This window comes from Ruminococcus sp. 210702-SL.1.03 (assembly GCF_020559915.1).
In the GTDB taxonomy this organism is placed as follows: Bacteria; Bacillota; Clostridia; order Oscillospirales; family Ruminococcaceae; genus YE71.
In genome coordinates this window covers 51,130-72,911 of sequence record NZ_JAJCLZ010000001.1, presented here as the reverse complement: position 1 = coordinate 72,911, position 21,782 = coordinate 51,130, and the positions used below count along the sequence as shown (strand labels likewise).

Below are 21,782 nucleotides of genomic sequence, written 5' to 3'. Positions count from 1 at the left end.
AAAGCAAAACGCCTGTGAGCGAATTTTTCGCCGCAGACGTTTTTTGTTTGCCGTATTTATCAGAGTATAAGGCAGATAAGCCCAGAGCAGCCTTCGTTTATCATGCGCGAAAGCGTTTCGCAGAGCTTCATGCGCGCGTCCGCCGGCAGTTTCGCAAGCTTTGCGTTCAGCCCCTCGCTCACCAGTTCGTGCAGCGATTTTCCGAATATGTTCGATTCCCATATTTTTTCGGGCGAGCTGTCGAAATCCGCCATCAGCGACATCACCAGCTCTTCCGACTGCTTCTCAGAGCCTACTATCGGCGCGACTTCCGTCTTTATCTGCGTCTTCATCAGGTGTATCGAAGAAGCCGCCGCCCGCAGACGTATGCCGTACTTGCCGCCCTGTTTGATTATCTCCGGCTCTTCCAGTGTAAGGTCTGCCATCGTCGGCATCACTACGCCGTAGCCCGTGCGCTCCGCTTCCTCCAGCGCGCCCGCCAGCCGCGAATATTTCTCGCGTATACGCACCAACTCGGTTATTTTCGGTATCAGCTCGCCCTCGTTCTCCAGCGGTATGCCCGCCGCTTCGCCGATTATCTTGATGAATAGGTCGCCTGAGATAGTCGCCGCAACAGCCGCTTTGCCGCATGAAAGGTCTGTTTCGCGCACCGCCGCCGCGCTGATGTATTCGCACTTTGCAAGCTCTTTCGCAAAGGCTTCCGCGTCTTTCAGCGTGTGCACCGCGCCCGCCGCACCGCGTATAGCGCTGTATATCTCGCTGCGCAGCCAGTGCCCTTTGTCGAGCGAATTGAGCCAGCTGGGCGCTTCCACACTTATCTCCTGTATCGGGAATGCGTACAGCACTTCCGTAAGTATCCGCTCTATCATATCGTCGTCCAGCTGCTCGCAGCTCAGCGGTATAACGCAGGCTTTGTACTTTTCTGAAAGCTTAGCCGCCGCCGTCTTAGCCTCGGGTGATATAGGGTTCAGGCAGTTGTAGAGCACTACGAATGGTTTTCCTGCCTCGCGCAGTTCCGATATTACGCGCTCTTCGCACTCTTCGTACTCATCTCTCGGCAGATCGGTAATGCTGCCGTCCGTGGTCACTACTATCCCGATGGTAGAGTGCTCGGCGATGACTTTTCGCGTTCCGACCTCCGCCGCCATGTTGAAAGGCACTTCAGCGTCGAACCACGGCGTCATCACCATTCGCGGCGCTTCGTCTTCAAAATATCCCTGCGCGCTGGGTATAACGTACCCCACGCAGTCTATCATGCGCAGGTCAAAGCTTGCCGTGCCGAGGTTCACGCGCACTGCTTCTTCGGGTATGAATTTCGGCTCGGTGGTCATTATAGTGCGCCCGCCCGAGGACTGCGGCAGTTCGTCGCTCGCCCTCTCGCGGCGGTAGTCGCTCTCGATGTTCGGTATCACCAGCCGCTCCATAAAGTGCTTGATGAATGTCGATTTTCCCGTCCGCACAGGGCCTACCACGCCTATGTATATGCTTCCGCCCGTGCGCACAGCGATGTCGTTGTAAATATCGTTCATATAGTCTGCTCCTCCGTCAGTTTTTCATTGGTATTATCAGTATCCTGCGCCCGTCGGCAGGCTCTGCGCTGTTTTCCTCCGCTATCGCTTCCGCGCTGGTGGAGTATTTTTTCGCTATCTCCCAAAGGTCGCCCTCGGGGTCGGCGTAGCATATCTTCACAGCGCAGTTTTTGTCGCGCGCTTTCGGTTTGTCGGTCAGCAGAGTTATGCTTTTCAGCAGCCTCAGTTCTCCGCCGCGCTGCGCAGTTATCTCCGCTTTCAGCGCCGCTTTCGCCTCTACCCCCTCGTTGCTTATCGTGTACGAGCTGCTCTCTGTCTTTATCGTTACCGCTCCCGCTTCGCCGCTGATGTCTATGTCCTGCTCGAATGCGCACTCTTTCTCGGCGTAAGCCGCGCTGCCGTCGCTCAGTTTTCCCAGTATACAAAACAGCGCCTTGCCGTAAAGCACCGAGCAGCCTTTATCTTCGTCGCGCCGTACAGCCGCCGCCGCGTTCTCGCACCACATATCGTATACCTGCGCTATCTCGCCCTCAGAGCAGGCAAGCGTGCAGTTCAGCTCTACACCCGCGCTTATCTTCTCGCTCTCGGCGGGCGGCAAGATCTCCAGCGGCTCACATTCGCACTCGTACATAGTCGAGTACGCGTCGGTAGCAAATTCGCTGCTCTCGTACCTCGTCGCGGATATGTTTACAAGCATTATCAGCTCGCACTCCAGCGCGGCGGGGTCTTCCGCTTTCGGCATTATAACGCATTTCGGCGCGGTCATATCTACATCTGCGGTAAAGCTCTCGTCCAGCCCCTCTATGTCGATTATCTGGCTGAAAGGTATGCTGAATCTCATGGCTTCGGGAGGTTTGCCGCCGCCGTCCCTTGGCAGATACAGCAGACTCACTTCCGCTTCGCCTTTTGTTATCAGCTTGCCGGGTATCATCTTCTGCTCGCCCTTTTTGACGTTCACGTCGCACCGCACCACGCTGCCGAAAGGCGGCTTGCCCGCGGGCAGCTCCATCTCTTCGATAACGGTTATCCGCTTAGCCGATGTCAGCCGCCTTGCGGGGAATACTGCTGATACTTTTTTCGTCTGTACCCCGCCGCCGTAAGCGCCGCATACCGCCTCGAATTTCTTCTCGCCCGTTACGCATACGCGGCAGATAACGCTTCCGCGAACGTCCAGCCTGCGCTGGCTTACTACGCGGCAGTTGACGTATTCCACCGCAGGCTCTATCTTCACAGAGGGGTTCACGGCGTCTGCGGGCAGGTCTACCGTCTTTGAAAAATCGCGGCATTCCTCCACGCAGTGCACCCCGCCGCCCTCCGCCGTGCGGTATATCACTCTTATCGTTACGGAAAGCTCGAATGTCAGCTTTCCTCCGTTTATGCCCGCTGACGTCACGCCCGGTATTATGCAGCATTTCAGCACTCGGAAAATATCGGGGCAGTAGTCGGGAAGTATAAAGTCCTGCTCAGCCGCCTGCGTTACCTCAGTCTTTATCACGGGTACAGAGCAGGTCAGCTCTTCTCTGTTCAGCTTGAAGTCCATAGGTCGATTCCTCCATTTTTTCTCGTATTATTTGTACAGCGCCTTTCGGCGTATTGCCTTGTTGAGAATATATGCGCTCGCTTGTACAAATATACGCGTATCTCAGCGGCTTTGCATATCAGTTGATAAAAAATTTAAGAATTCGGGTATTTACAAATCGTATCGTGATATGTTATAATAAAAGTAATTGTTTAAAAAACTGACTTATAACAAATAAAGAAAGAGTGAACGAAATGCCAAAGAATACAGGCAAGAAAGAATATAATAACGAGTCGATAGAGCTGCTCGAGGGCGCTGACAGAGTAAGAAAGCGCCCCGCCGTTATCTTCGGCTCTGATGGGCTTGAGGGCTGCAAACACTCGGTCTTTGAGATACTTTCAAACTCGATAGACGAAGCGCGCGACGGCAACGGCAATAAAATTATCCTGACGAAATTTAATGACAACAGCTATCAGGTAGAGGACTTCGGCAGAGGCTGTCCCGTAGATTTTAATCAAGCTCAGCAGCGCTATAACTGGGAGCTTGTTTACTGCGAGCTTTATGCCGGCGGCAAGTATAATAATAACAGCGGCGATAATTATGAGTTTTCACTCGGTCTGAACGGCCTTGGCGCTTGCGCTACTCAGTACGCCAGCGAATATATGGACGTTACCGTTTACCGCGACGGCTTTGAGTATCAGCTCCATTTTGAAAAGGGCGAAAATATCGGCGGCTTGAAGAAAAAGCCGTATAAGGGCAAGCGCACAGGCACTATCCAGCGCTGGAAGCCCGACCTCGACGTTTTTACCGAAACTAAGATAGAAAACGAGTTCTTTGTAGATATGCTGAAAAAGCAGGCGGTGGTAAACCCTAACGTAGAGTTCATCTTCCGCGTTCAGCAGTCAGACGGCGATTTTGCCGAGCAGAGTTTTCTCTATGTAAACGGCATATCCGATTACGTCGCCGAGATCTCTGAGGATAAAGCCCTTACCTCAGTTCAGTATTTCTCGGGCGAACGCGTTGGCCGCGACCGCGCCGATAAAGAAGATTACAAGGTAAAGCTTTCGGTAGCTTTCACATTCTCCAATCTCGTGAAGCTTACCGAGTATTTCCATAACTCCAGCTTTCTTGAGCACGGCGGCTCGCCCGAAGAGGCTGTAAAGCTGGCTTTCACCTATTCAATAAATAATTATCTAAAATCAAATAATAAGTATAACAAAAACGAAAAGCCGATAAGCTTTGCCGATGTAGAAGAATGTTTAGTGCTGGTTTCCAGCTCCTTCTCTACCGTCACTTCTTACGCTAATCAGACCAAAAAGGCTATCACCAATAAGTTCATCAAAGACTGCATGAATGAGTTCCTAAAGCAGCAGCTGGAGATATACTTTATGGAAAAGCCCGACGAAGCCGCTAAAATATGCGAGCAGGTGCTCATAAATAAACGCAGCCGCGAAAAGGCAGAGGTATCCCGCCTAAATCTGAAAAAGACTCTCACCGCCAATATCGATCTTTCAAATCAGGTGCAGAAGTTCAATGACTGCCGCTCTAAGGACGTAAGTATCCGCGAGCTGTATATAGTGGAGGGCGACTCGGCGCTGGGTTCGGTAAAGCAGGCGCGCGACTCTGAGTTCCAGGCAGTTATACCTATTCGCGGTAAGATACTCAATTGCCTTAAAGCCGATTACGCTAAGATCTTTAAAAACGAGATAATCACCGACCTGATAAAAGTTCTCGGCTGCGGCGTAGAGGTAAGCTCGAAGTCGAATAAAGAGATCTCGAATTTCAATATAAACGGTCTGCGGTGGAATAAAATAATCATCTGTACCGATGCCGATTACGACGGCTTCCAGATACGCACCCTAGTCCTTACCATGCTTTACCGACTCACCCCTACTCTTATCAACGAGGGCTACGTCTATATAGCCGAATCTCCGCTTTTTGAGATCACGGCTAAGGAAAAAGGCAAGGAAAAGACCTACTTCGCTTACGACGAAAACGAAAAGACCGAGATACTCAAAATGATTGGCGATAATAAATATACCCTCCAGCGCTCAAAAGGACTTGGCGAAAACGAGCCGGATATGATGAGCCTTACCACCATGAATCCCGCGACCCGCCGCCTTATCAAGGTAAATCCTACCGATATTGAGCAGACGGCTTACGTTTTTGATATGCTGCTGGGCGATAATCTTCAGGGAAGAAAAGAGCATATCTCGCAGTACGGCCATGATTACCTCGATATGGCTGATATTTCATAAGGAGCGTGCAAAAATATGGCTGTATACATTCTGCTGATACTGGCGGCGATAGGACTTATCTACTCGGTGTACCTTACCGTAGCTATATTCCGTTGCTTTTCCGATACTGCGGACGATAAAGACCCTAAGGCTATGATGGTAAAATATAGAAATAAAATGATAGTTTCGTATGTGCTTACGGTGCTGCTGATTACTGCCGCCGCCGCTGTAAAGCTTATAACAGGTTAATTTTAAAGGAAGTGTATTTGACAAAATGGCTAAGAGATCAAAGCCGCAGGAAAATAAAAAGATAAGAAAGATACCCGACGCATATATAGCAGGCGCAGGCACGGTCGTAGAGGAAAAGATAACCGATACGCTGGAGAAAAACTATATGCCATACGCTATGAGCGTTATAGTTTCGCGCGCTTTCCCCGAGATCGACGGCTTCAAGCCCTCTCACCGCAAACTGCTGTATACTATGTACAAGATGGGTCTGCTCACAGGCTCGCGTACAAAGTCGGCTAATATAGTAGGCCAGACAATGAAGCTCAACCCTCACGGCGACGCGGCTATTTATGATACGATGGTGCGCCTTGCACGCGGAAATGAAACGCTGCTCCACCCCTATGTTGATTCAAAGGGCAACTTCGGTAAAGCCTATTCGCGCGATATGTCCTGCGCGGCTTCGCGTTATACCGAAGCTAAGCTTGCGCTCATCTGCGCCGAGCTTTTTTCTGATATAGATAAAGACACGGTAGATTTTGTGCCGAACTACGATAACGAGATGTTAGAGCCTACACTGCTCCCCGCAACTTTCCCGTCTATACTCGTAAATGCAAATGTTGGTATAGGCGTATCTATGGCGTCGTCGGTCTGCTCTTTCAACCTTGCCGAGATATGCGAAACTACCATAGCGCTGATGAAAGATCCCGAGCATAACGCTCTCGATACCCTTAAAGGCCCCGACTTCTCGGGCGGTGCGCTTATGCTTTACGATGAAGAAACGCTGGAGCAGGTCTACCGCACGGGCAGAGGTTCTATAAAACTTCGCGCACCATATGAGTACGATAAAAAGGCGAACAGCCTTATAGTAAAGCAGATACCCGCTACCACTACGGTAGAGGCTATAATAGAAAAGATAATCGCGCAGGTAAAGGCGGGCAAGCTCCGCGAAGTTTCTTACGTTCGCGACGATACCGACCTCGATGGCCTTACCATAACGATAGACCTCAAAAAGGGCACAGACCCTGATAAGACCATGCAGAAGCTTTACCGCATGACCCCGCTGGAAGATACCTATTCCTGCAACTTCAATATACTCGTGCACGGCTACCCGAAGGTAATGGGAGTTTACGAGATACTGAACGAGTGGATAAAGTTCCGTACCGAGTGCGTGCGCCGCAGAACTGTTTTCGACCTCAACAAGAAAAGCGAAAAGCTGCACCTGTTAGAGGGTCTGGAAAAGATACTGCTCGATATAGACAAAGCTGTCCGCATAGTCCGCGAAACGGAAGAGGAAAGCGACGTAGTGCCCAACCTTATGGTAGGCTTCTCGATAGACGAAATTCAGGCGGAGTACGTTGCCGAGATAAAACTGCGCCATCTGAACCGCGAGTATATCTTAAAGCGCACTAAAGATATAGAAGAGCTGAAAAGCGAGATAGCCGACCTTAAAGAAACAGCTAACAGCGAAAAGAAGATAAAGTCTATAATATCTTCCGAGCTGAAAAACGTGATAAAAAAATACGGTCAGCCACGCAGAACCGGCTTCTACTATAAGACCGACATCGTGGAAGCTGACGTAGAGGACGATATACCCGATTTTAGCTGCACAGTTTTCCTTTCAGACAGCGGCTATTTCAAGAAGATACTTCCCAATTCGCTGCGTATGGCGAGCGAGCAGAAAGTAAAAGAGGGCGACTTTATCTCTCAGCAGATAGATGTAAACAACCGCTCAGAGCTGCTTTTCTTCACCACTTCAGCCAATTGTTATAAAACTAAGGTAAGTGCTTTTACCGAAACTAAAGCCAGCGCTATGGGCGACTATATCCCTGCTAAGCTCTCTTTCGACGAGGGCGAGGATATAGTAACTATGGTAAATACCATAGATTACAGCGGCTATATGCTTTTTGTCTACGAAAACGGCAAGGTGGCGAAAGTTCCGCTGAACGCTTATGAAACCAAGACTAACCGCAAAAAGCTGACAGGCGCTTTCAGTCTGAAAGACAAGATAGTCGCAGCGATCTTTATAGACGATAACAAAGAAATGATGCTGCGCTCTTCAAATAACCGCGCTGTAATATTTGATACTGCGCTGCTGCTGCCAAAGGTATCAAAGACTACGGTAGGCGTTTCAGTAATGACGCTAAAGGCAAAAGCGGTAGTAGAAAAAGCGCAGATACTTACGCCCGAAACGGCAGAGGCTCTGAAAAAATACCGCTGCAAATCTATCCCCGCGACCGGCGGTCTTGCGAAAGACCTGCCCGACCCCGACCAGCTTTCGCTCTGATACAACAGCAGAATTTGACAAATAGCGTATAGTGTGATATAATTATATCGAAAATGCGCAAAGAGTTAACAGCGCAGCGGAGGTATTAACATTATGGAATGCCCAAAATGCAGAAAAACTGTTTCAGAATATGATTACGAATGCCCCTACTGCGGGGTGAAGATAAAGCAGCGCCCCGAGAAGAAGCCTAAAAAGGTGCGCGCTAAAGCCGCCGACAGCGGAGAGAAAGTCAAGCGCGGATTTTTCATGAGAAAAAAGCCGCCCATGCCGCCTCCGCCCGACGCTGAAAGAAAAAAGAGCGGAAGCGGGCTTAAAATAGCGGCGCTGATTATTTGTGGAGTGCTTATCGTCATTATTATCGTGGCGGTGGCTGTTTCGCTGGCGGGCTCTAAAGGCGAAAAGTATGCCGAGAGCGCCGCAGAGTATATCGGAAGCGGGCTTTCTACCATAGAGAGCAAGACGGATATGCACTTCCTCGACGAATCGAAATACAGCGGCGTGAACAGCGCTGTGGCCTTTGATTATGTGCTTGAAAGCGATAAATCTACAAGCGTGTGGGGCGTGGAGTACCCAGAATGGGCTGTATTCCTAAAAATGAGCTCAGCTGATTTCGTTACCGATGTTACCTATACTGATTTCAGCGTGGTGCATAAGGACATTCGCGGCGTGAAGCATAAAGAGCTTATAGTTCTTGATTCGTTCGACGAAAACGCTAAGCAGGCTAAGGTCATGAATTATATAGATATAGATCCTTACAGCATATGCTATTCACAGTCAGGCAGAGTGACGTACACTTACAAGTATTATTACAAGCTTGATAACGGCGACGAACAGGCGGCTGTGCTGCGCGTAGTTTTTAACGAAGATGGCAAGTTCAAGTATTCGACTACCGAGCTTGTATATCCGGATAATATGTAAAACGCATGCGCAGAAGGCTCGGAACAATTCTAATATTTGCTTTTTGTATTACAGAAATAATACAAATAGTTGCTCTTTTTCTACAATTTTTGATAAAGTGTTGACTTTACTGCGCCAAATTGGTATCATAAAAAGTGGAGTGCTGTGTGTTTTTGCTGTGCGGCGCTTTTGCAAAATCAACTAAGGAGGATAAAGATGGAACCTAGCGCAAAGCTTTGTATGGGCTGCATGAACGAGCTTGACAGCGACGGCGTCTGCCATTACTGCACCTATACTGACGATATTCCTCATTTACAGTCTTATCTTGCTCCGCATACTGTTCTTAACGACAGATATATAGTAGGTAAAATGCTCACGTACAATGGCGAGGGCGCTTCATATATATGCTACGATATGGTGGCAAAGACCAAAGCGGTGGTTAGGGAATATATGCCCGACACCCTCTGCGAGCGCGAGATGAGAAGCAACAACATAATAATAAATACCGACTGCCTTGCCAAGTACAAGACTTATATGTCGGAATTTCAGGATATGAATCGTACTCTCACCCGTATGAGAAACTTAGCGAGCATTTGCACAGCTAAGGATATGTTTTCTGAAAACAATACCTGCTATGTTATACTCGAGTATGTAGAGGGCGTTTCGCTGAAAAAGTTTTTGCAGTCGAACCGCGGATATTTGCAGTGGCAGCAGGTGAAAAAGCTCTTTGTACCGCTTTTTACTACGCTCAGCATTATCCACAACGCCGGAATAATCCACCGCGGCATATCGCCCGAAAATATAATCGTCACTACTGACGGCAGGCTGAAGCTCACGGGCTTTTCCATAAGCTCGATACGCACTTCAAACAGCGCGCTCTCGCCCGAATTTTACTCGGGATACACCGCGCCCGAGCAGTATACTTCGTTGGAGTGGCAGGGCACATGGACCGACGTTTACTCGATAGCGGCTGTTATTTACCGCATACTCACGGGCTATGTACCGCCTGACGCTAATAACCGTATGCACAATGATACGATGATCCCCGCTTCGAGAATAAATCCGCACATACCGCGCCATGTATCAAACGTGCTTTCGCACGCTATGGCGGTAAGGGGAGCGGACAGGATACAGACCATTACTGACCTTGTGAGCGAGCTTTTTGAGAACGTACAGCAATCCTCATCGCACGTTAAAGGCGCGACACAGACTATACCCGTTATAAAACCGCAGCGCAGACCACAGGAAGATCTGCGCCGTCAGGAAAGGGAAGCGGAAGAGGCTGAAAAGAAGCGCAAAACGTCTACTGCGGTGGCTGTTGCAGGCTTCGTGCTGCTCGGAATGATCCTTATAGTGGGTCTGGTTCTGCTGTATCAGGTGTTCTCGCCGCAGGACGATTCGTCTGATAACAAAAATTCAGCAGTGATGACCGTTGCTGATGATGACGACAGCGAGATACTTATTGCCGAGTCGCAGGCTGTAACCATTGCGCAGGACGAGTCTAAGGAAGAGTCGGAATACGGCACTGGCGCTATCATGCCCGAACTGAAAGGTATGCGTATTGATACCGTAGAGCGTGAGCTTGGCGATGATTTCACCATACGCACCAAAACTTTCTACTCTGATGAAGAGGATAAAGGCATAATCACCGAGCAAAGCATTCCCGCAGGTACGGAATACGACCCGGCGAGAAAGAACAAGCTGGTGCTGAAAGTCTGCTTAGGTCCTGAAACTGTGGCTGTGCCCGAGTTTGCGGGATATACCAAAAAGCAGTATCTCGACATACTCAGCGAAATGAACATAAAGTACGAAACGGTAGAGGAAAGTTCGGCATATGTTACCGTCGGCATGGTAATACGCACCAGCATCGATCCCGGCTACAATATCAACGTCAAGGACGGTCAGGTGCTTACCGTTTACATATCCAGCGGGCTGCAGGATCTCTCTTCGGTAGATTCTGAGGACGATAACAGCTATTCAGACTGGTCGTATACCGACGATGACAGCTCGTATACCGACGAAAGCTATTCGGATGAATATACTTGGTAAAAGCTGACACAAGTGTGTCGAAAACGTTTGAAATTTTTATTAAAACGCTTGACACTAACATTTGTTTGTGGTATTATAGTAATAAAGTATTTCTTTGCTGAGATATTTATGTTTATAAGGCAATATTGATTTGGAGGAACAGATATGGCTAAGAAGATCGGTGTATTGACCAGCGGAGGCGACGCTCCTGGAATGAACGCCGCGGTAAGAGCAGTAACTCGCGCAGCACTTTCTAAGGGCATGGAAGTTGTTGGTATCCAGAGAGGATATGTAGGACTTCTGAATCGTGAATTTGAAGAAATGACTGCAAGAAGCGTTTCGGGAATTATCCAGAGAGGCGGTACCTGCCTGTATACAGCCCGCTGTCCCGAATTCAGAAATATGGACGGCGTACTTAAGGGCAAAGCTGCCTGCGAAGAACTGGGTCTTGAGGGACTCGTCGTTATCGGCGGCGACGGTTCGTTCAGAGGCGCGGGAGATCTTTCTTCCGTAGGGATCCCCTGCGTAGGCATCCCCGGCACTATTGATAACGATATTCAGTGCACAGAATATACTATCGGTTACGATACCGCTATGAACACTGCGGTAGAGATGATCGACAAGCTGCGCGACACTACCCAGTCGCACGACCGCTGCTCGGTAGTAGAAGTAATGGGAAGAAAGGCCGGCTTTATAGCAGTAAACGTTGCCATTGCAGTTGGCGCAGAGGCTGTTATCACCCTCGAGCGTCCTTACGACCTCGACGCTATCGCAGCTAAGATGGTGAAGACCAAGAACGAAAAGGGCGGCAAGCACCACTTCATCATCGTTGTAGCTGAGGGCGTTGGCCAGACCGAGAATATTTCGAGAACTCTTCAGGAAATGACCGGAATAGAGTCGAGAGTTACCGTACTGGGTCACGTTCAGCGCGGCGGTTCGCCTACACTTCGCGACAGAGTTATCGCTACCGAAATGGGTTACCACGCGGTAGAGCTGCTTGAGCAGGGCATCGGCAACAGAATAATTGGTCTTAAAGACGGTAAGGTATACGATATTGATCTTCAGGAAGGTCTTGCAATGAAGAAGCCTTTCATCGATCAGAGGTACGATATTTTCTACGATACCGCATATTGATCTTGGATATACGGCGGCAAGCGTTCCGCCTGATTATATCATTACAGAGTAGAGGTCTGCGCGTTAAGTGCTGAACGAACGGGGAGTTGTCGTTCAGACGAAAAGGGTAAAACCCTTGCGGTGCAGATCTTGCATCCCGCTGAATGTATAATTTAAAGCTCTTTATAAGCCTTGAATTATGCACGAAGCTGTTTTGGCTCGCATAAAAGGAGGTATATTATGAAGAGCTTTTTTTCTTTGTTTTCAGATTCGGCAGGCGAACTGAAAAAGGTAACTACCATTACGGTAACGGGTATGCTTATGGCGCTTTCGATAGTGCTGCGAAACCTCGCAATTAATATCAGTGCTGACCTGCGTATCACATTCGCGTTTTTAGGAATTATGGCGGTAGCGATGCTTTACGGCCCTGTTGTAACGATGATCGCGACAACCGGTATCGACGTAATGGGCTATTTCCTCGACGGCTTTAAGGCGCGCGATTACAATTTCGGACTGCTCGTTGTAAAGCTTATCGCGGCAATGATCTACGGCGTGATACTTTACAAAAAGGCGACCGGCAAGCAGCTCATCACGGGTATTGTCATTTCGCGAGTGCTCGTGGTGGTGATCTGCCAGCTGGTACTGACTTCTTCGGTGCTGTATTATTCGTACACAAACCGCAATTTTCCGTTCATGAGCGGTTCAGAATGGACAGCTTTCAAGATCTGGATGACCCCTCGTCTTATCAAAAACGTGCTAATGCTCCCCATCGAGCTTGTAATGTCGTCGATAATGCTCCCCGTTATTCGTCAGGCGTATACCCGCGTTTTCAAGACACGGACAGCGTAAATAAAAAGATCCGCACACGGCGCGCTTTTGCACCATGTGCGGTTTTTTTATCTGCTAAGTATTTCCTCAATAGCCGCGCGCTCTTTGTCTGTAAAAGTCAGCTTTTCAACGCACGCCGCGTTTTCGATTATTTGCGATGGTCGGCTCGCGCCTATCAGCACGGTGGTGACGGCTTTGTTGCTCAGCACCCACGAAAGCGCCATCTGCGAAAGCTTTTGGGCGCGCGCTGTTGCGATCTCGCCGAGGGCTTTCAACTTGGCGTGCATTTTTTCGTCAAGCTCGCCGCCTATCCATGTATCGCCCTTGCCGATGCGCGAATCTGCGGGAACGCCCATGATGTACTTGTCCGTCAGCAGACCCTGATAAAGCGGTGAGTAGACTGAAATGCCGACACCGTTTTCAAGCGCCCATTTGTCCAGACCGTCCGATTCTATCCAGCGGTTGAGCATGGAATAGGAGGGCTGGTTTATGATGAAAGGCGTTTTCAGCTCGCGGAAGATCGCCGTTATCTCAGCCGCCTGCGCCGAATTGTAGTTCGATATGCCGACATACAGCGCCTTGCCCTGCTTCACGGCGTTGTCCAGCGCAAGCGCGGTTTCTTCAACAGGCGTTTCGTGGTCAGGAAGATGGTGGTAGTAGATGTCAACGTAATCTAGTCCCATGCGTTTCAAACTGGCATCGAGCGAAGCGGTAAGATATTTGCGCGAACCGCCTCTGCCGCCGTAAGGCCCGTCCCACATCTCGTAACCCGCTTTTGTCGAGATAACAAGCTCGTTGCGGTAAGCCATCATGCCGTCTTTCAGTATGCGACCGAGGTTTTCCTCAGCGCTTCCGTTGAAAGGATTGCCGTAATTGTTGGCAAGGTCGAAGTGCGTAATGCCGAGGTCGAAAGCGGTGTGTGCCATCTCGAGCATATTGGCGTAGCAACCCTCGTGGCCAAAATTCTTCCAAAAGCCTAGCGAAACGGCGGGCAGCTTTAATCCGCTATTTCCGCAGCGGTTGTATACCATTTTTTCATAGCGATGTTCGTCAGGTGTGTACATAAATAAGATACCTCCTCAGATAAGTTTGTGTATATTATAGCACATATCCCGCAGATTTTCAATGCCAGAAACGGCGGCAAATGGCGGCGCATATGTGTAAAATTTCTGTGAACCGCTTGAAAAATGGCGCACGGTGTGCTATAATGTATTTGTATAAAACGCTGTGACCAAGAAGAGTAGGCTTTTGCAGCTGCGGTTTTCCAGAGAGAATGTGCCATAGTCTGTAAGCACGTCCAAACTGCGCAAAAGCACGAAGTTTCACTTGCGAGCGGTTTTGCTGAAATCTGAGTAGGCGAAAACGTATACCTGCGTTAAGGGTCGGGGAGTAACAGCTTCCTTTTGCTGATATGGGTGGTAATAAACAAGCTTTTACTAAGCCTTGTCCCGTTGCGGCGGGATAAAGGCTTTTTTTATTTGCAAATTATTTGAATCGGAGGAAAAGAAAATGACAGAACAGCTTAAAGAGATAGAACTCAAAGCTAAAGAAGAACTTTCGCACGCTGCCGATCTGAAATCGCTCGACGATATAAGAGTACGTTTTCTCGGCAAAAAGGGCGAGATCACGGCTATCCTGAAACAGATGGGAAAGCTTTCGCCTGAAGAAAGGCCCGTTATCGGTCAGCTTGCCAATAAGGTGCGCGCCGACATTGAGCAGGCAGTTACATCGGCGCAGAACGCTATAAAGAGCAAGGCTGCGGCTGTGAAGCTAGAGGCAGAAAGGCTCGACGTTACCCTGCCGGGAAAAGCCCCTAAGCTCGGCAACGCTCACCCCCTCAATGCTACTCTTGCAGAGGTAGAGGAAGTTTTCCTCGGCATGGGCTTCGATATAGTTGAAGGCCCTGAGGTAGAAACCGACCACTATTGTTTTGAGGCGCTGAATATGCCTAAGCATCACCCCGCGCGCGATACGCAGGATACTTTCTACATCAACGAAAACGTACTGCTGAGAACACAGACCTCCGGCGTTCAGATTCGCACTATGGAGAAGATGAAGCCGCCGATACGCATAATCTCGCCCGGCAGAGTTTATCGCTCCGACGCAGTTGACGCTACTCATTCGCCGCTCTTCCATCAGATAGAGGGTCTTGTTATAGATAAGGGCATCACAATGGCTGACCTCAAGGGCACGCTTGAAATGCTGCTCAAGCGCCTTTACGGCGAGGACACTCAGCTTCGCTTCCGTCCGCACCACTTCCCATACACTGAGCCTTCCGCAGAGGTAGATCTCATGTGCTTTAACTGCCACGGCAAGGGCTGCTCGATGTGCAAGCAGGAGGGCTATGTAGAGTTGCTCGGCTCGGGAATGGTACACCCAAAGGTACTCGAGGGCTGCGGCATCGACCCCGAAGTTTACAGCGGTTTCGCTTTCGGCATCGGTCTTGAAAGAATCACGATGGGCAGATACAATATCAACGATATGCGTCTGCTGTACGAAAACGATATGAGATTTTTGGAGCAGTTTTGATAAATCGAACGGAGGTTAATATAAATGGATCTTTCAATGAGATGGCTTGCGGATTATGTTGACTGCAAGTGCGATATAAAGAAATTCTGCGATGAGATTACCCTTTCAGGCTCTAAGGTAGAGTGCTGGGGCGAAGAAGGAGATTTTCTCTCTAACGTAGTAGTAGGCAAGGTGCTTTCTACTGAGCGCCACCCCGATTCTGACCATATGTTCATCACGCAGATAGACGTTGGCGAGGCTGAGCCTATCCAGATAGTTACAGGCGCGCAGAACGTAAACGTAGGCGACTATGTGCCTACCGCTAAGCATAAGTCCACCGTGCTTCACGAGGGCAAAAAGGTGAAGATAACTAAGGGCAAGCTGCGCGGCGTGGCTTCTAACGGTATGCTTTGCTCGCTCGACGAACTGGGGCTTACCCTGCATGATTTCCCTTACGCGATAGAGGACGGCATTTTTATCCTCGGCGACGACTGCGACAAGACCGTCGGCATGGATATAAGAGAAGCTATCGGCTTCAACGATAAGAAAGTAGAGTTTGAGATAACCTCTAACCGCCCCGACTGCCTTTCTGTTATCGGTCTGGCGAGAGAAGCTGCTGCAACTTTCAACGTTCCCGCCGACATCAAAGAGCCTAAGTTCACAGGCATCGACGGCGATATAAACGAAATAATGTCGGTAGAGATACACAACGAAAAGCTCTGCCCGAGATATATGTGCGGCTACGTCAAGAACGTAAAGATAGGCCCTTCGCCCAGATGGATGAGAGAGCGCCTGCGCGCAAGCGGCGTGCGCCCCATCAACAACTTTGTTGACATCACAAACTATGTAATGCTCGAGTATGGTCAGCCTATGCACGCCTTCGACCTGCGCTATGTTGACGGCGCTAAGATCAACATTCGCAACGCTAAGGCAGGGGAGAGCATAACCACTCTCGATGGCGTAGAGCGCAAACTTTCGGAAGAAATGCTCGTTATCGCCGATGAGAACAAGCCCGTAGCCGTAGCAGGCGTAATGGGCGGCGAGTACAGTGGTATCATGGACGACACCACCGCAGTAGTATTTGAGTCTGCCTGCTTCGACGGCGCAAGCGTAAGAACCACCGCTAAGAAGCTCGGCATGAGGACTGACGCATCCGCACGTTTTGAAAAGGGTCTTGACCCCGAAAACACTTTCCCCGCGCTGATGAGAGCTTTCGAGCTTGTAGAAATGCTCGGATGCGGCGAAGTAGTAAAGACATACATCGACTGCGATAAGTCAAATAAGAACCGCGAGGGCGTAGTTTTCGACCCCGACTGGATAAACAGCTTCTTAGGCACTGAGATACCCGCCGCTGAGATGGAAGAGTACCTCACCCGTCTTAACTTCACCATCAAGGACGGCAAGGCTTATGCGCCTTATTACAGAATAGACATAGAATGCAAAGCTGACCTTGCAGAGGAAGTTGCCCGCCTGTACGGTTACAACAAGATACCGGATACCATAATCCGCGGCGTTGCCGAAGCTAAGCTGACCCGCAAGCAGAAGTTTGACAGAAACGTTACTGCGGCAATGCTCGGCATGGGCGTAAACGAGATCACTACTTTTTCGTTCATCTCGCCTAAGTATTTCGATAAGATAAGACTTCCCGAAAACAGCCCGCTGAGAAACGTTGTTAAGATCATGAACCCCCTCGGCGAGGACACCAGCGTTATGAGAACTACCATTCTCCCCTCGGTTTGCGAAGTTTTGGCTCGCAATTACAGCTATCGTAACCCCGAGTGCTACGCTTTCGAGCTTGGCAACGAGTACCTGCCTGTAGAGGGAGAGGTGCTGCCTAACGAGCCAGAAAGACTCGGCGTCGGTATTTATGATACAAACGGCAGCGTAGATTTCTACACCATCAAGGGAATTGTGGAAGAGCTGCTGAAAAAGTGCGGCGCGCCCGAGTACGATGTTGCACGCCCTGATGAAAATACCGCTTTCGGCGAGGCTGCCGCTTTCCACCCCGGCAGATGCGCAGTTATCACCGCTAATGGCACAGAGCTTGCAATATTCGGCGAACTGCACCCCGAAACTCTGGAGAATTACGGTATCGGCTGTCGTGCGTATGCCGCTAAGGTAAATCTGCCTGAGCTTATGGCGCTCTGCACCGAGGAAAAGACTTACAAGCCGCTGCCTAAGTACCCCGCTACCACCCGCGACATCTCGCTGGTTTGCGACGACGAGCTGCCCGCCGCAGTTATCGAAAAGACGATAAGAAAAGCAGGCGGAGCTATCCTCGAAAAGGTAACGCTTTTCGATATTTACAAGGGCAAGCAGATAGCCGAAGACAAGAAGAGCGTTTCTTACGCGCTGACACTGCGTTCGCACGACGGCACTCTTACCGACGAGCAGGCTGACAAGACTATGGAAAAGATAGTAAATGCGCTAAAGGAGCACGGCGCAGAACTCAGAATGTAAAATTCGCGTGTTGAAATTTGTGCAGTGTGTACAATCTTTTTCTGAAAGGCTTGTTATTTTTAAAGAAATGCGGTATAATAGTATTGCAGTCAGAATAAATTATAGTAGGAAAAGGAGTTGAGCTTTCATGCACGAACAGACAGTAGAATTTTCGGTAGTCAAGGAAAATGACAGCCGGTTAAGATCAGACCTCCAGACGGTGTACGCCGCGCTGGTTGAAAAGGGCTATAACCCTATAAATCAGATAGTAGGCTACATTCTTTCCGAAGACCCGACCTACATAACAACATACAATAACGCTAGAAGCTTGATCCGTCATATAGACAGAGATGAACTTTTACAGGAGCTTGTAAAGAGTTACCTTAACGTAAAGTAACGTTATATATGTTATAAAAAGCAAAAGCTGCGGTGAAATATCCGCAGCTTTTTTATGCAAAAAATTAGCCGCAGAGTGCTTTGTTTCACCCTGCGGCTGTTGTTATTTATTTAGTCTTTAAAGAATACCGAGAATGCCTTGTACGCCATGTATGTGTCGAGCTTTGCGGTAACTTCAAAAGGCGCGTGCATAGAGAGAACTGGCACGCCTACGTCGATAACGTCCATGTCGAGGTTCGCGATGTACTGCGCTACCGTTCCTCCGCCGCCTGCGTCTACCTTGCCGAGCTCGCCGGTCTGCCAGATAACGCCGCCGTCGTTCATCATCTTTCTTATCCTGCCGACAAATTCAGCCGAAGCGTCAGATGTACCGCTCTTGCCGCGAGCGCCCGTGTACTTCGTGATCACTACGCCGTAGTTGAGCTTTGAGGCGTTGCGCGTTTCGGTAACGTCTGCAAATGTCGGGTCTTCCGCGGCGTTTACGTCAGCCGAAAGGCAAAGCGACTTGCTGATAACGTTATGACCCTTCGCGCCCTGCTTAGCTGCAAGATCGTCGATGAAATAGGGCAGATAAGAGCTGTTAAGACCCGTGTTGCCATCGCTGCCTGTTTCTTCTTTATCAGTGAGGATAGTCATGCAGGTGTGCTCAGGGGCTTCGCAGTCGAGTATAGCCTGAAGCGCGGGGTAGGAGCAAACTCTGTCGTCCTGACCGTAGCCGCCTACCATGCTTCTGTCAAAGCCGAGGTCGCGCGCCTTGAAAGCGGGCACTATCTCCAGCTCTGCCGAAACGAAATCGTGCTCGGTGATGCCGTACTTTTCGTTGAGTATCGACATTATGTTGAGCTTTACTTTCTTAGATACCTTGTCGTCCTTGAAGGGGCGAGAGCCTATCAGCAGGTTCAGCTCTTCGCCCTTTACGCCCTCCGCAAGCGTTCTCTTCATCTGCTCGGAAGCGAGGTGTATCAGCAGATCGGTAACGCAGAAAACGGGGTCGCCCTCGTCCTCGCCGATGGCTACGCTGACCTTTTCGCCGTTAGCCTTTACAATAACGCCGTGCAGCGACATGGGTATAGTAGTCCACTGGTACTTCTTTATACCGCCGTAATAGTGCGTCTTAAAGAGCGCAAGCTCGCGGTCTTCGTAAAGCGGGTGCTGCTTGAGGTCCAGGCGGGGAGAGTCTATGTGCGCCGCGGCAAGGCGTATGCCCTCTGCAAGCGGCTTTTTGCCCATTACAGTAAGTATCACCGACTTTTCACGGTTGCAGAAATAGAATTTATCGCCCGCTTTGTAGTCGGCGGTGGGGTCGTACTCGGTAAATCCTGCCGCTTTCGCGCGCTTGATAGCCTCTGTACAGGCCTCGCGCTCGGTCTTTGCGGCGTTGAGGAACTTCTTGTAGTCCTCGCAAAAGCCGTCAGCTGCGGCTATCTCTTCATCGCTCATGATAAGTCCCGCATTTTTGGGTTCTTCGAGCAGTTTTGCGGCAAGCTCTTCGCCGGGCGATCTATTCGTATTTTCCATTGTTAATATCCTCCTCTAGCTGTGAATTGTTCTTATATTTTTCAAAGGCTTTCATGACCTTGTAAATATAATCTCGTGTAAGCTCAGATGGTACGTCATCTAGGTTTTCGTTTATGCTGAAATGCTCTGGGTCTATCGTGCCGTCCTCTATCCAGCCGTGCACGGCGTTCATTCCCTGATGATATGCACCCGCCGCCAGCTCATAACTTTCGTCAAAATCCTGATAGAGATATGAAAGCATATAGCAGCCGTACTGAATGTTCAGCTCGGGGTCGTACATATCGTCAAAGGTTATGTCGCGCTCGTCGTTCAGCCGAAATTTTATCCAGTCAAAAGCGTCGGGCATTATCTGCATAAGTCCGCGCGCACCCACTTCCGACTCCGCCTGCGGGTCAAAGTGGCTCTCGGTGTTTATCACCGCGAAAATGTAGCGCGGGTCTATATCGTACTCCGCCGAGTATTTTATAACGTATTCCTCGTACTCGGTGGGGTATGTAAAAAAGTTCTTCGCCTTGTTCTGCGTTTCGGGCTGGCGAAATATTATCAAAATACCCACCGCTATCAGCAGCATAATTATGACGAAGATCATCAGCCCGAGTATGTTCTCGTTTTTTTTCTTTCGCTTGTTAGCCATTTGCTCTTTCCTTTATTTTTTCAGCAGCCTCCGCAGCCTGCGCCGCGGCTTGTTCCGCGCTGCCGTTGTTCTCTATAATATAATCTGATCTTTCTCTGAAAAATTCCTCGCTGTGCTGCGAAGAAAATCTGTCTTTGCAAGCCTGCACACTAAGTCCGTCGCGCGCGCAGATACGCTCTATGCGCTTTTCAGTATCCGCCACGCAGCTTACTATCACCGTGCAGAGTTTATCCGCTCCCGCTTCAAAAAGCGTCGGCGCGTCAAGTAAGATATATCTCTCGCCGCTGCTCTCAGCCTGCGCTATCTCCTTCGAGATCAGCTTGTTTATGTGCGGGAATATCGCGGCGTTGTATCTGTTGAGAAGGTCTTTGTCCGCAAAAAGCGCAGCGCCCGCCTTTTTTCTGTTAAGCACTCCGTTTTCAAAAAACTGCGGAAATTTCTGCTCCAGATCTTTCGCACATTCGCTGTTCGGCTCTACGGCTTTTCTCGCGAGTATATCGCAGTTTATGACGTAAAACCCGTGCTCGGCAAAAATTCGGCTGACAGTCGTCTTGCCCGCGCCGCTTTGTCCCGTAAGCCCCGCCGTCAGCGCGCTCACAGCTTTATCACCTGAAATGCCGCCGCGCGGATAAGCCTGTTGTACACCGCAAGACCTACTCCGTCAAACTTCGGGCAGCGCGCATATACGGTAGAAGCGCCGCGCTCGTCGGCTTCGCGCAGAGCGTCGAAAAGATTGTGCGCCTGCTCTTCACTCGTCGCGCCGATATTGATGTACGGCACGTCATCAGCTGCGTCCTCTTCGCCAAATACAAGGCACAGTACGCCGCTTTTATCGTGAGTATCGACATATTCGCGGAAAGCCGTCGAGCTGCCGTCGAGGATAACAACGTTTGCTTTCGGCGAGTAATGCTTGTATTTCATGCCGGGTGAAGCGACCTTAGCGCCGCTCTCGACCTCGTGCAGTACGCCCTTGTCTATGCGCACGTCGGGCGTTACGGCGGCGAGCATCTGCGCGGTTATCCTGCCGGGGCGCAGTATCTTAACGGCGTTCTGTTCAAAGCATATAACGGTAGACTCCACGCCTGCCTCGCATGAACCGCCGTCGATTATCGCGGGTATCCTGCCGTTCATGTCTTTAAAAACGTGAGCGGCGCAGGTTGGCGAGGGGCTTCCAGAAAGGTTAGCCGAGGGCGCGGCAAGCGGCACGCCCGAAGCCTGTATCAGCGCGCGTGCGGTGGGGTGCGAGGGCATACGAATGCCTACGGTATCCAGCCCACCAGATGTGATAAGCGGTATGCGCGGATTTTTCGGAAGTACCATCGTCAGCGGCCCCGGCCAAAAAGCCTTTGCACAGCTTAGGGCAAGCGCGGGTATCTCGGAAGCTACCTCTGAGATCTCCGCAAGGCTGCTGATGTGCACTATGAGCGGGTTGTCGGCGGGTCGCTCTTTCGCGCGGAATATCTTTGCTACCGCTTCTTCGTTGTAAGCGTCAGCCGCCAGACCGTACACCGTTTCGGTAGGCATACCTACTACTTCGCCGCTTTTTATAAGCTCGGCGGCGCGGTTTATCGAAACTTCTGAATCATTCAAGATCTCTGTTTGAAAACTCATTTTTCTATCCTCG

17 protein-coding genes and 1 riboswitch are annotated in these 21,782 nt (G+C 50.0%); of the genes, 10 read left to right on the top strand and 7 right to left on the bottom strand.

Features of this window, described 5'->3' with window-relative positions; translation table 11 throughout:
• Positions 1–59: 59 nt before the first annotated feature.
• Together spoIVA and LI114_RS00345 are read right to left on the bottom strand one after the other, a co-directional pair.
• Complete coding sequence (gene spoIVA, locus LI114_RS00350; RefSeq protein ID WP_227218406.1) at positions 60–1,529, bottom strand: stage IV sporulation protein A; 1,470 nt, start codon at positions 1,527–1,529, stop codon at positions 60–62.
• Positions 1,530–1,545: 16 nt separating this feature from the next.
• A complete protein-coding gene (locus LI114_RS00345) occupies positions 1,546–3,069 on the bottom strand; it encodes a DUF3794 domain-containing protein (protein WP_227218404.1) in 1,524 nt (507 codons plus the stop codon).
• Positions 3,070–3,302: 233 nt separating this feature from the next.
• Here LI114_RS00345 and LI114_RS00340 point away from each other — a divergent pair, with 233 nt between their 5' ends.
• From LI114_RS00340 to LI114_RS00310, 7 genes are all read left to right on the top strand, one after another.
• The gene (locus tag LI114_RS00340; protein ID WP_022126994.1) at positions 3,303–5,306 is read left to right on the top strand and encodes a toprim domain-containing protein; all 2,004 of its coding nucleotides are present in this window, start codon (positions 3,303–3,305) and stop codon (positions 5,304–5,306) included.
• 15 nt (positions 5,307–5,321) lie between these two features.
• The gene (locus LI114_RS00335; protein ID WP_227218402.1) at positions 5,322–5,534 is read left to right on the top strand and encodes a hypothetical protein; all 213 of its coding nucleotides are present in this window, start codon (positions 5,322–5,324) and stop codon (positions 5,532–5,534) included.
• A gap of 25 nt (positions 5,535–5,559) precedes the next feature.
• Complete coding sequence (locus LI114_RS00330) at positions 5,560–7,797, top strand: DNA topoisomerase (ATP-hydrolyzing) subunit A (protein ID WP_227218400.1); 2,238 nt, start codon at positions 5,560–5,562, stop codon at positions 7,795–7,797.
• Positions 7,798–7,890: 93 nt separating this feature from the next.
• Positions 7,891–8,715 carry a hypothetical protein gene (locus LI114_RS00325; RefSeq protein ID WP_227218398.1) on the top strand — a complete coding sequence of 275 codons (825 nt, stop codon included), beginning with the start codon at positions 7,891–7,893 and terminating at the stop codon, positions 8,713–8,715.
• Between the two features lie 195 nt (positions 8,716–8,910).
• Positions 8,911–10,743 (top strand): protein kinase domain-containing protein, encoded by a 1,833-nt coding sequence (locus tag LI114_RS00320; RefSeq protein WP_227218397.1) that lies wholly within the window; start codon positions 8,911–8,913, stop codon positions 10,741–10,743.
• Positions 10,744–10,887: 144 nt separating this feature from the next.
• On the top strand, positions 10,888–11,856 hold the full coding sequence (gene pfkA, locus LI114_RS00315) for a 6-phosphofructokinase (protein ID WP_227218395.1): 969 nt from the start codon (positions 10,888–10,890) through the stop codon (positions 11,854–11,856).
• Positions 11,857–11,898: 42 nt separating this feature from the next.
• Positions 11,899–12,000: riboswitch (THF riboswitch) on the top strand.
• Between the two features lie 75 nt (positions 12,001–12,075).
• The gene (locus LI114_RS00310; protein ID WP_227218393.1) at positions 12,076–12,684 is read left to right on the top strand and encodes a folate family ECF transporter S component; all 609 of its coding nucleotides are present in this window, start codon (positions 12,076–12,078) and stop codon (positions 12,682–12,684) included.
• 47 nt (positions 12,685–12,731) lie between these two features.
• Here the strand turns inward: LI114_RS00310 and LI114_RS00305 are convergent, their stop codons facing one another.
• Positions 12,732–13,727 (bottom strand): aldo/keto reductase, encoded by a 996-nt coding sequence (locus LI114_RS00305; RefSeq protein WP_227218391.1) that lies wholly within the window; start codon positions 13,725–13,727, stop codon positions 12,732–12,734.
• A 445-nt stretch (positions 13,728–14,172) separates the two neighbouring features.
• On the opposite strand from LI114_RS00305, the gene pheS reads away from it, so the two are divergent.
• The 3 genes from pheS (at position 14,173) to LI114_RS00290 (ending at position 18,007) form a co-directional block, all read left to right on the top strand.
• Positions 14,173–15,192, top strand: a complete 1,020-nt coding sequence (gene pheS / locus LI114_RS00300) for a phenylalanine--tRNA ligase subunit alpha (protein ID WP_227218388.1) — start codon at positions 14,173–14,175, stop codon at positions 15,190–15,192.
• Between the two features lie 24 nt (positions 15,193–15,216).
• A complete protein-coding gene (gene pheT, locus LI114_RS00295) occupies positions 15,217–17,631 on the top strand; it encodes a phenylalanine--tRNA ligase subunit beta (RefSeq protein WP_227218386.1) in 2,415 nt (804 codons plus the stop codon).
• Between the two features lie 127 nt (positions 17,632–17,758).
• On the top strand, positions 17,759–18,007 hold the full coding sequence (locus LI114_RS00290) for an IreB family regulatory phosphoprotein (RefSeq protein ID WP_227218384.1): 249 nt from the start codon (positions 17,759–17,761) through the stop codon (positions 18,005–18,007).
• Between the two features lie 110 nt (positions 18,008–18,117).
• Here LI114_RS00290 and LI114_RS00285 read toward each other — a convergent pair whose 3' ends face one another.
• From LI114_RS00285 to LI114_RS00270, 4 genes are read right to left on the bottom strand one after another with little or no spacing between them, the layout of a single operon-like run.
• Complete coding sequence (locus tag LI114_RS00285) at positions 18,118–19,524, bottom strand: aminopeptidase (RefSeq protein WP_227218382.1); 1,407 nt, start codon at positions 19,522–19,524, stop codon at positions 18,118–18,120.
• Entirely contained in the window at positions 19,508–20,158 is a 651-nt protein-coding gene (locus LI114_RS00280) for a lytic transglycosylase domain-containing protein (protein WP_227218381.1), read from the bottom strand. Before LI114_RS00280 ends, LI114_RS00285 begins: the two co-directional genes overlap by 17 nt.
• Positions 20,151–20,756, bottom strand: a complete 606-nt coding sequence (coaE, locus tag LI114_RS00275) for a dephospho-CoA kinase (RefSeq protein WP_227218379.1) — start codon at positions 20,754–20,756, stop codon at positions 20,151–20,153. The genes LI114_RS00280 and coaE overlap by 8 nt, the downstream gene beginning before the upstream one ends.
• Positions 20,753–21,769, bottom strand: a complete 1,017-nt coding sequence (locus LI114_RS00270) for an L-threonylcarbamoyladenylate synthase (protein ID WP_227218377.1) — start codon at positions 21,767–21,769, stop codon at positions 20,753–20,755. The genes coaE and LI114_RS00270 overlap by 4 nt, the downstream gene beginning before the upstream one ends.
• Between the last annotated feature and the right edge of the window lie 13 nt (positions 21,770–21,782).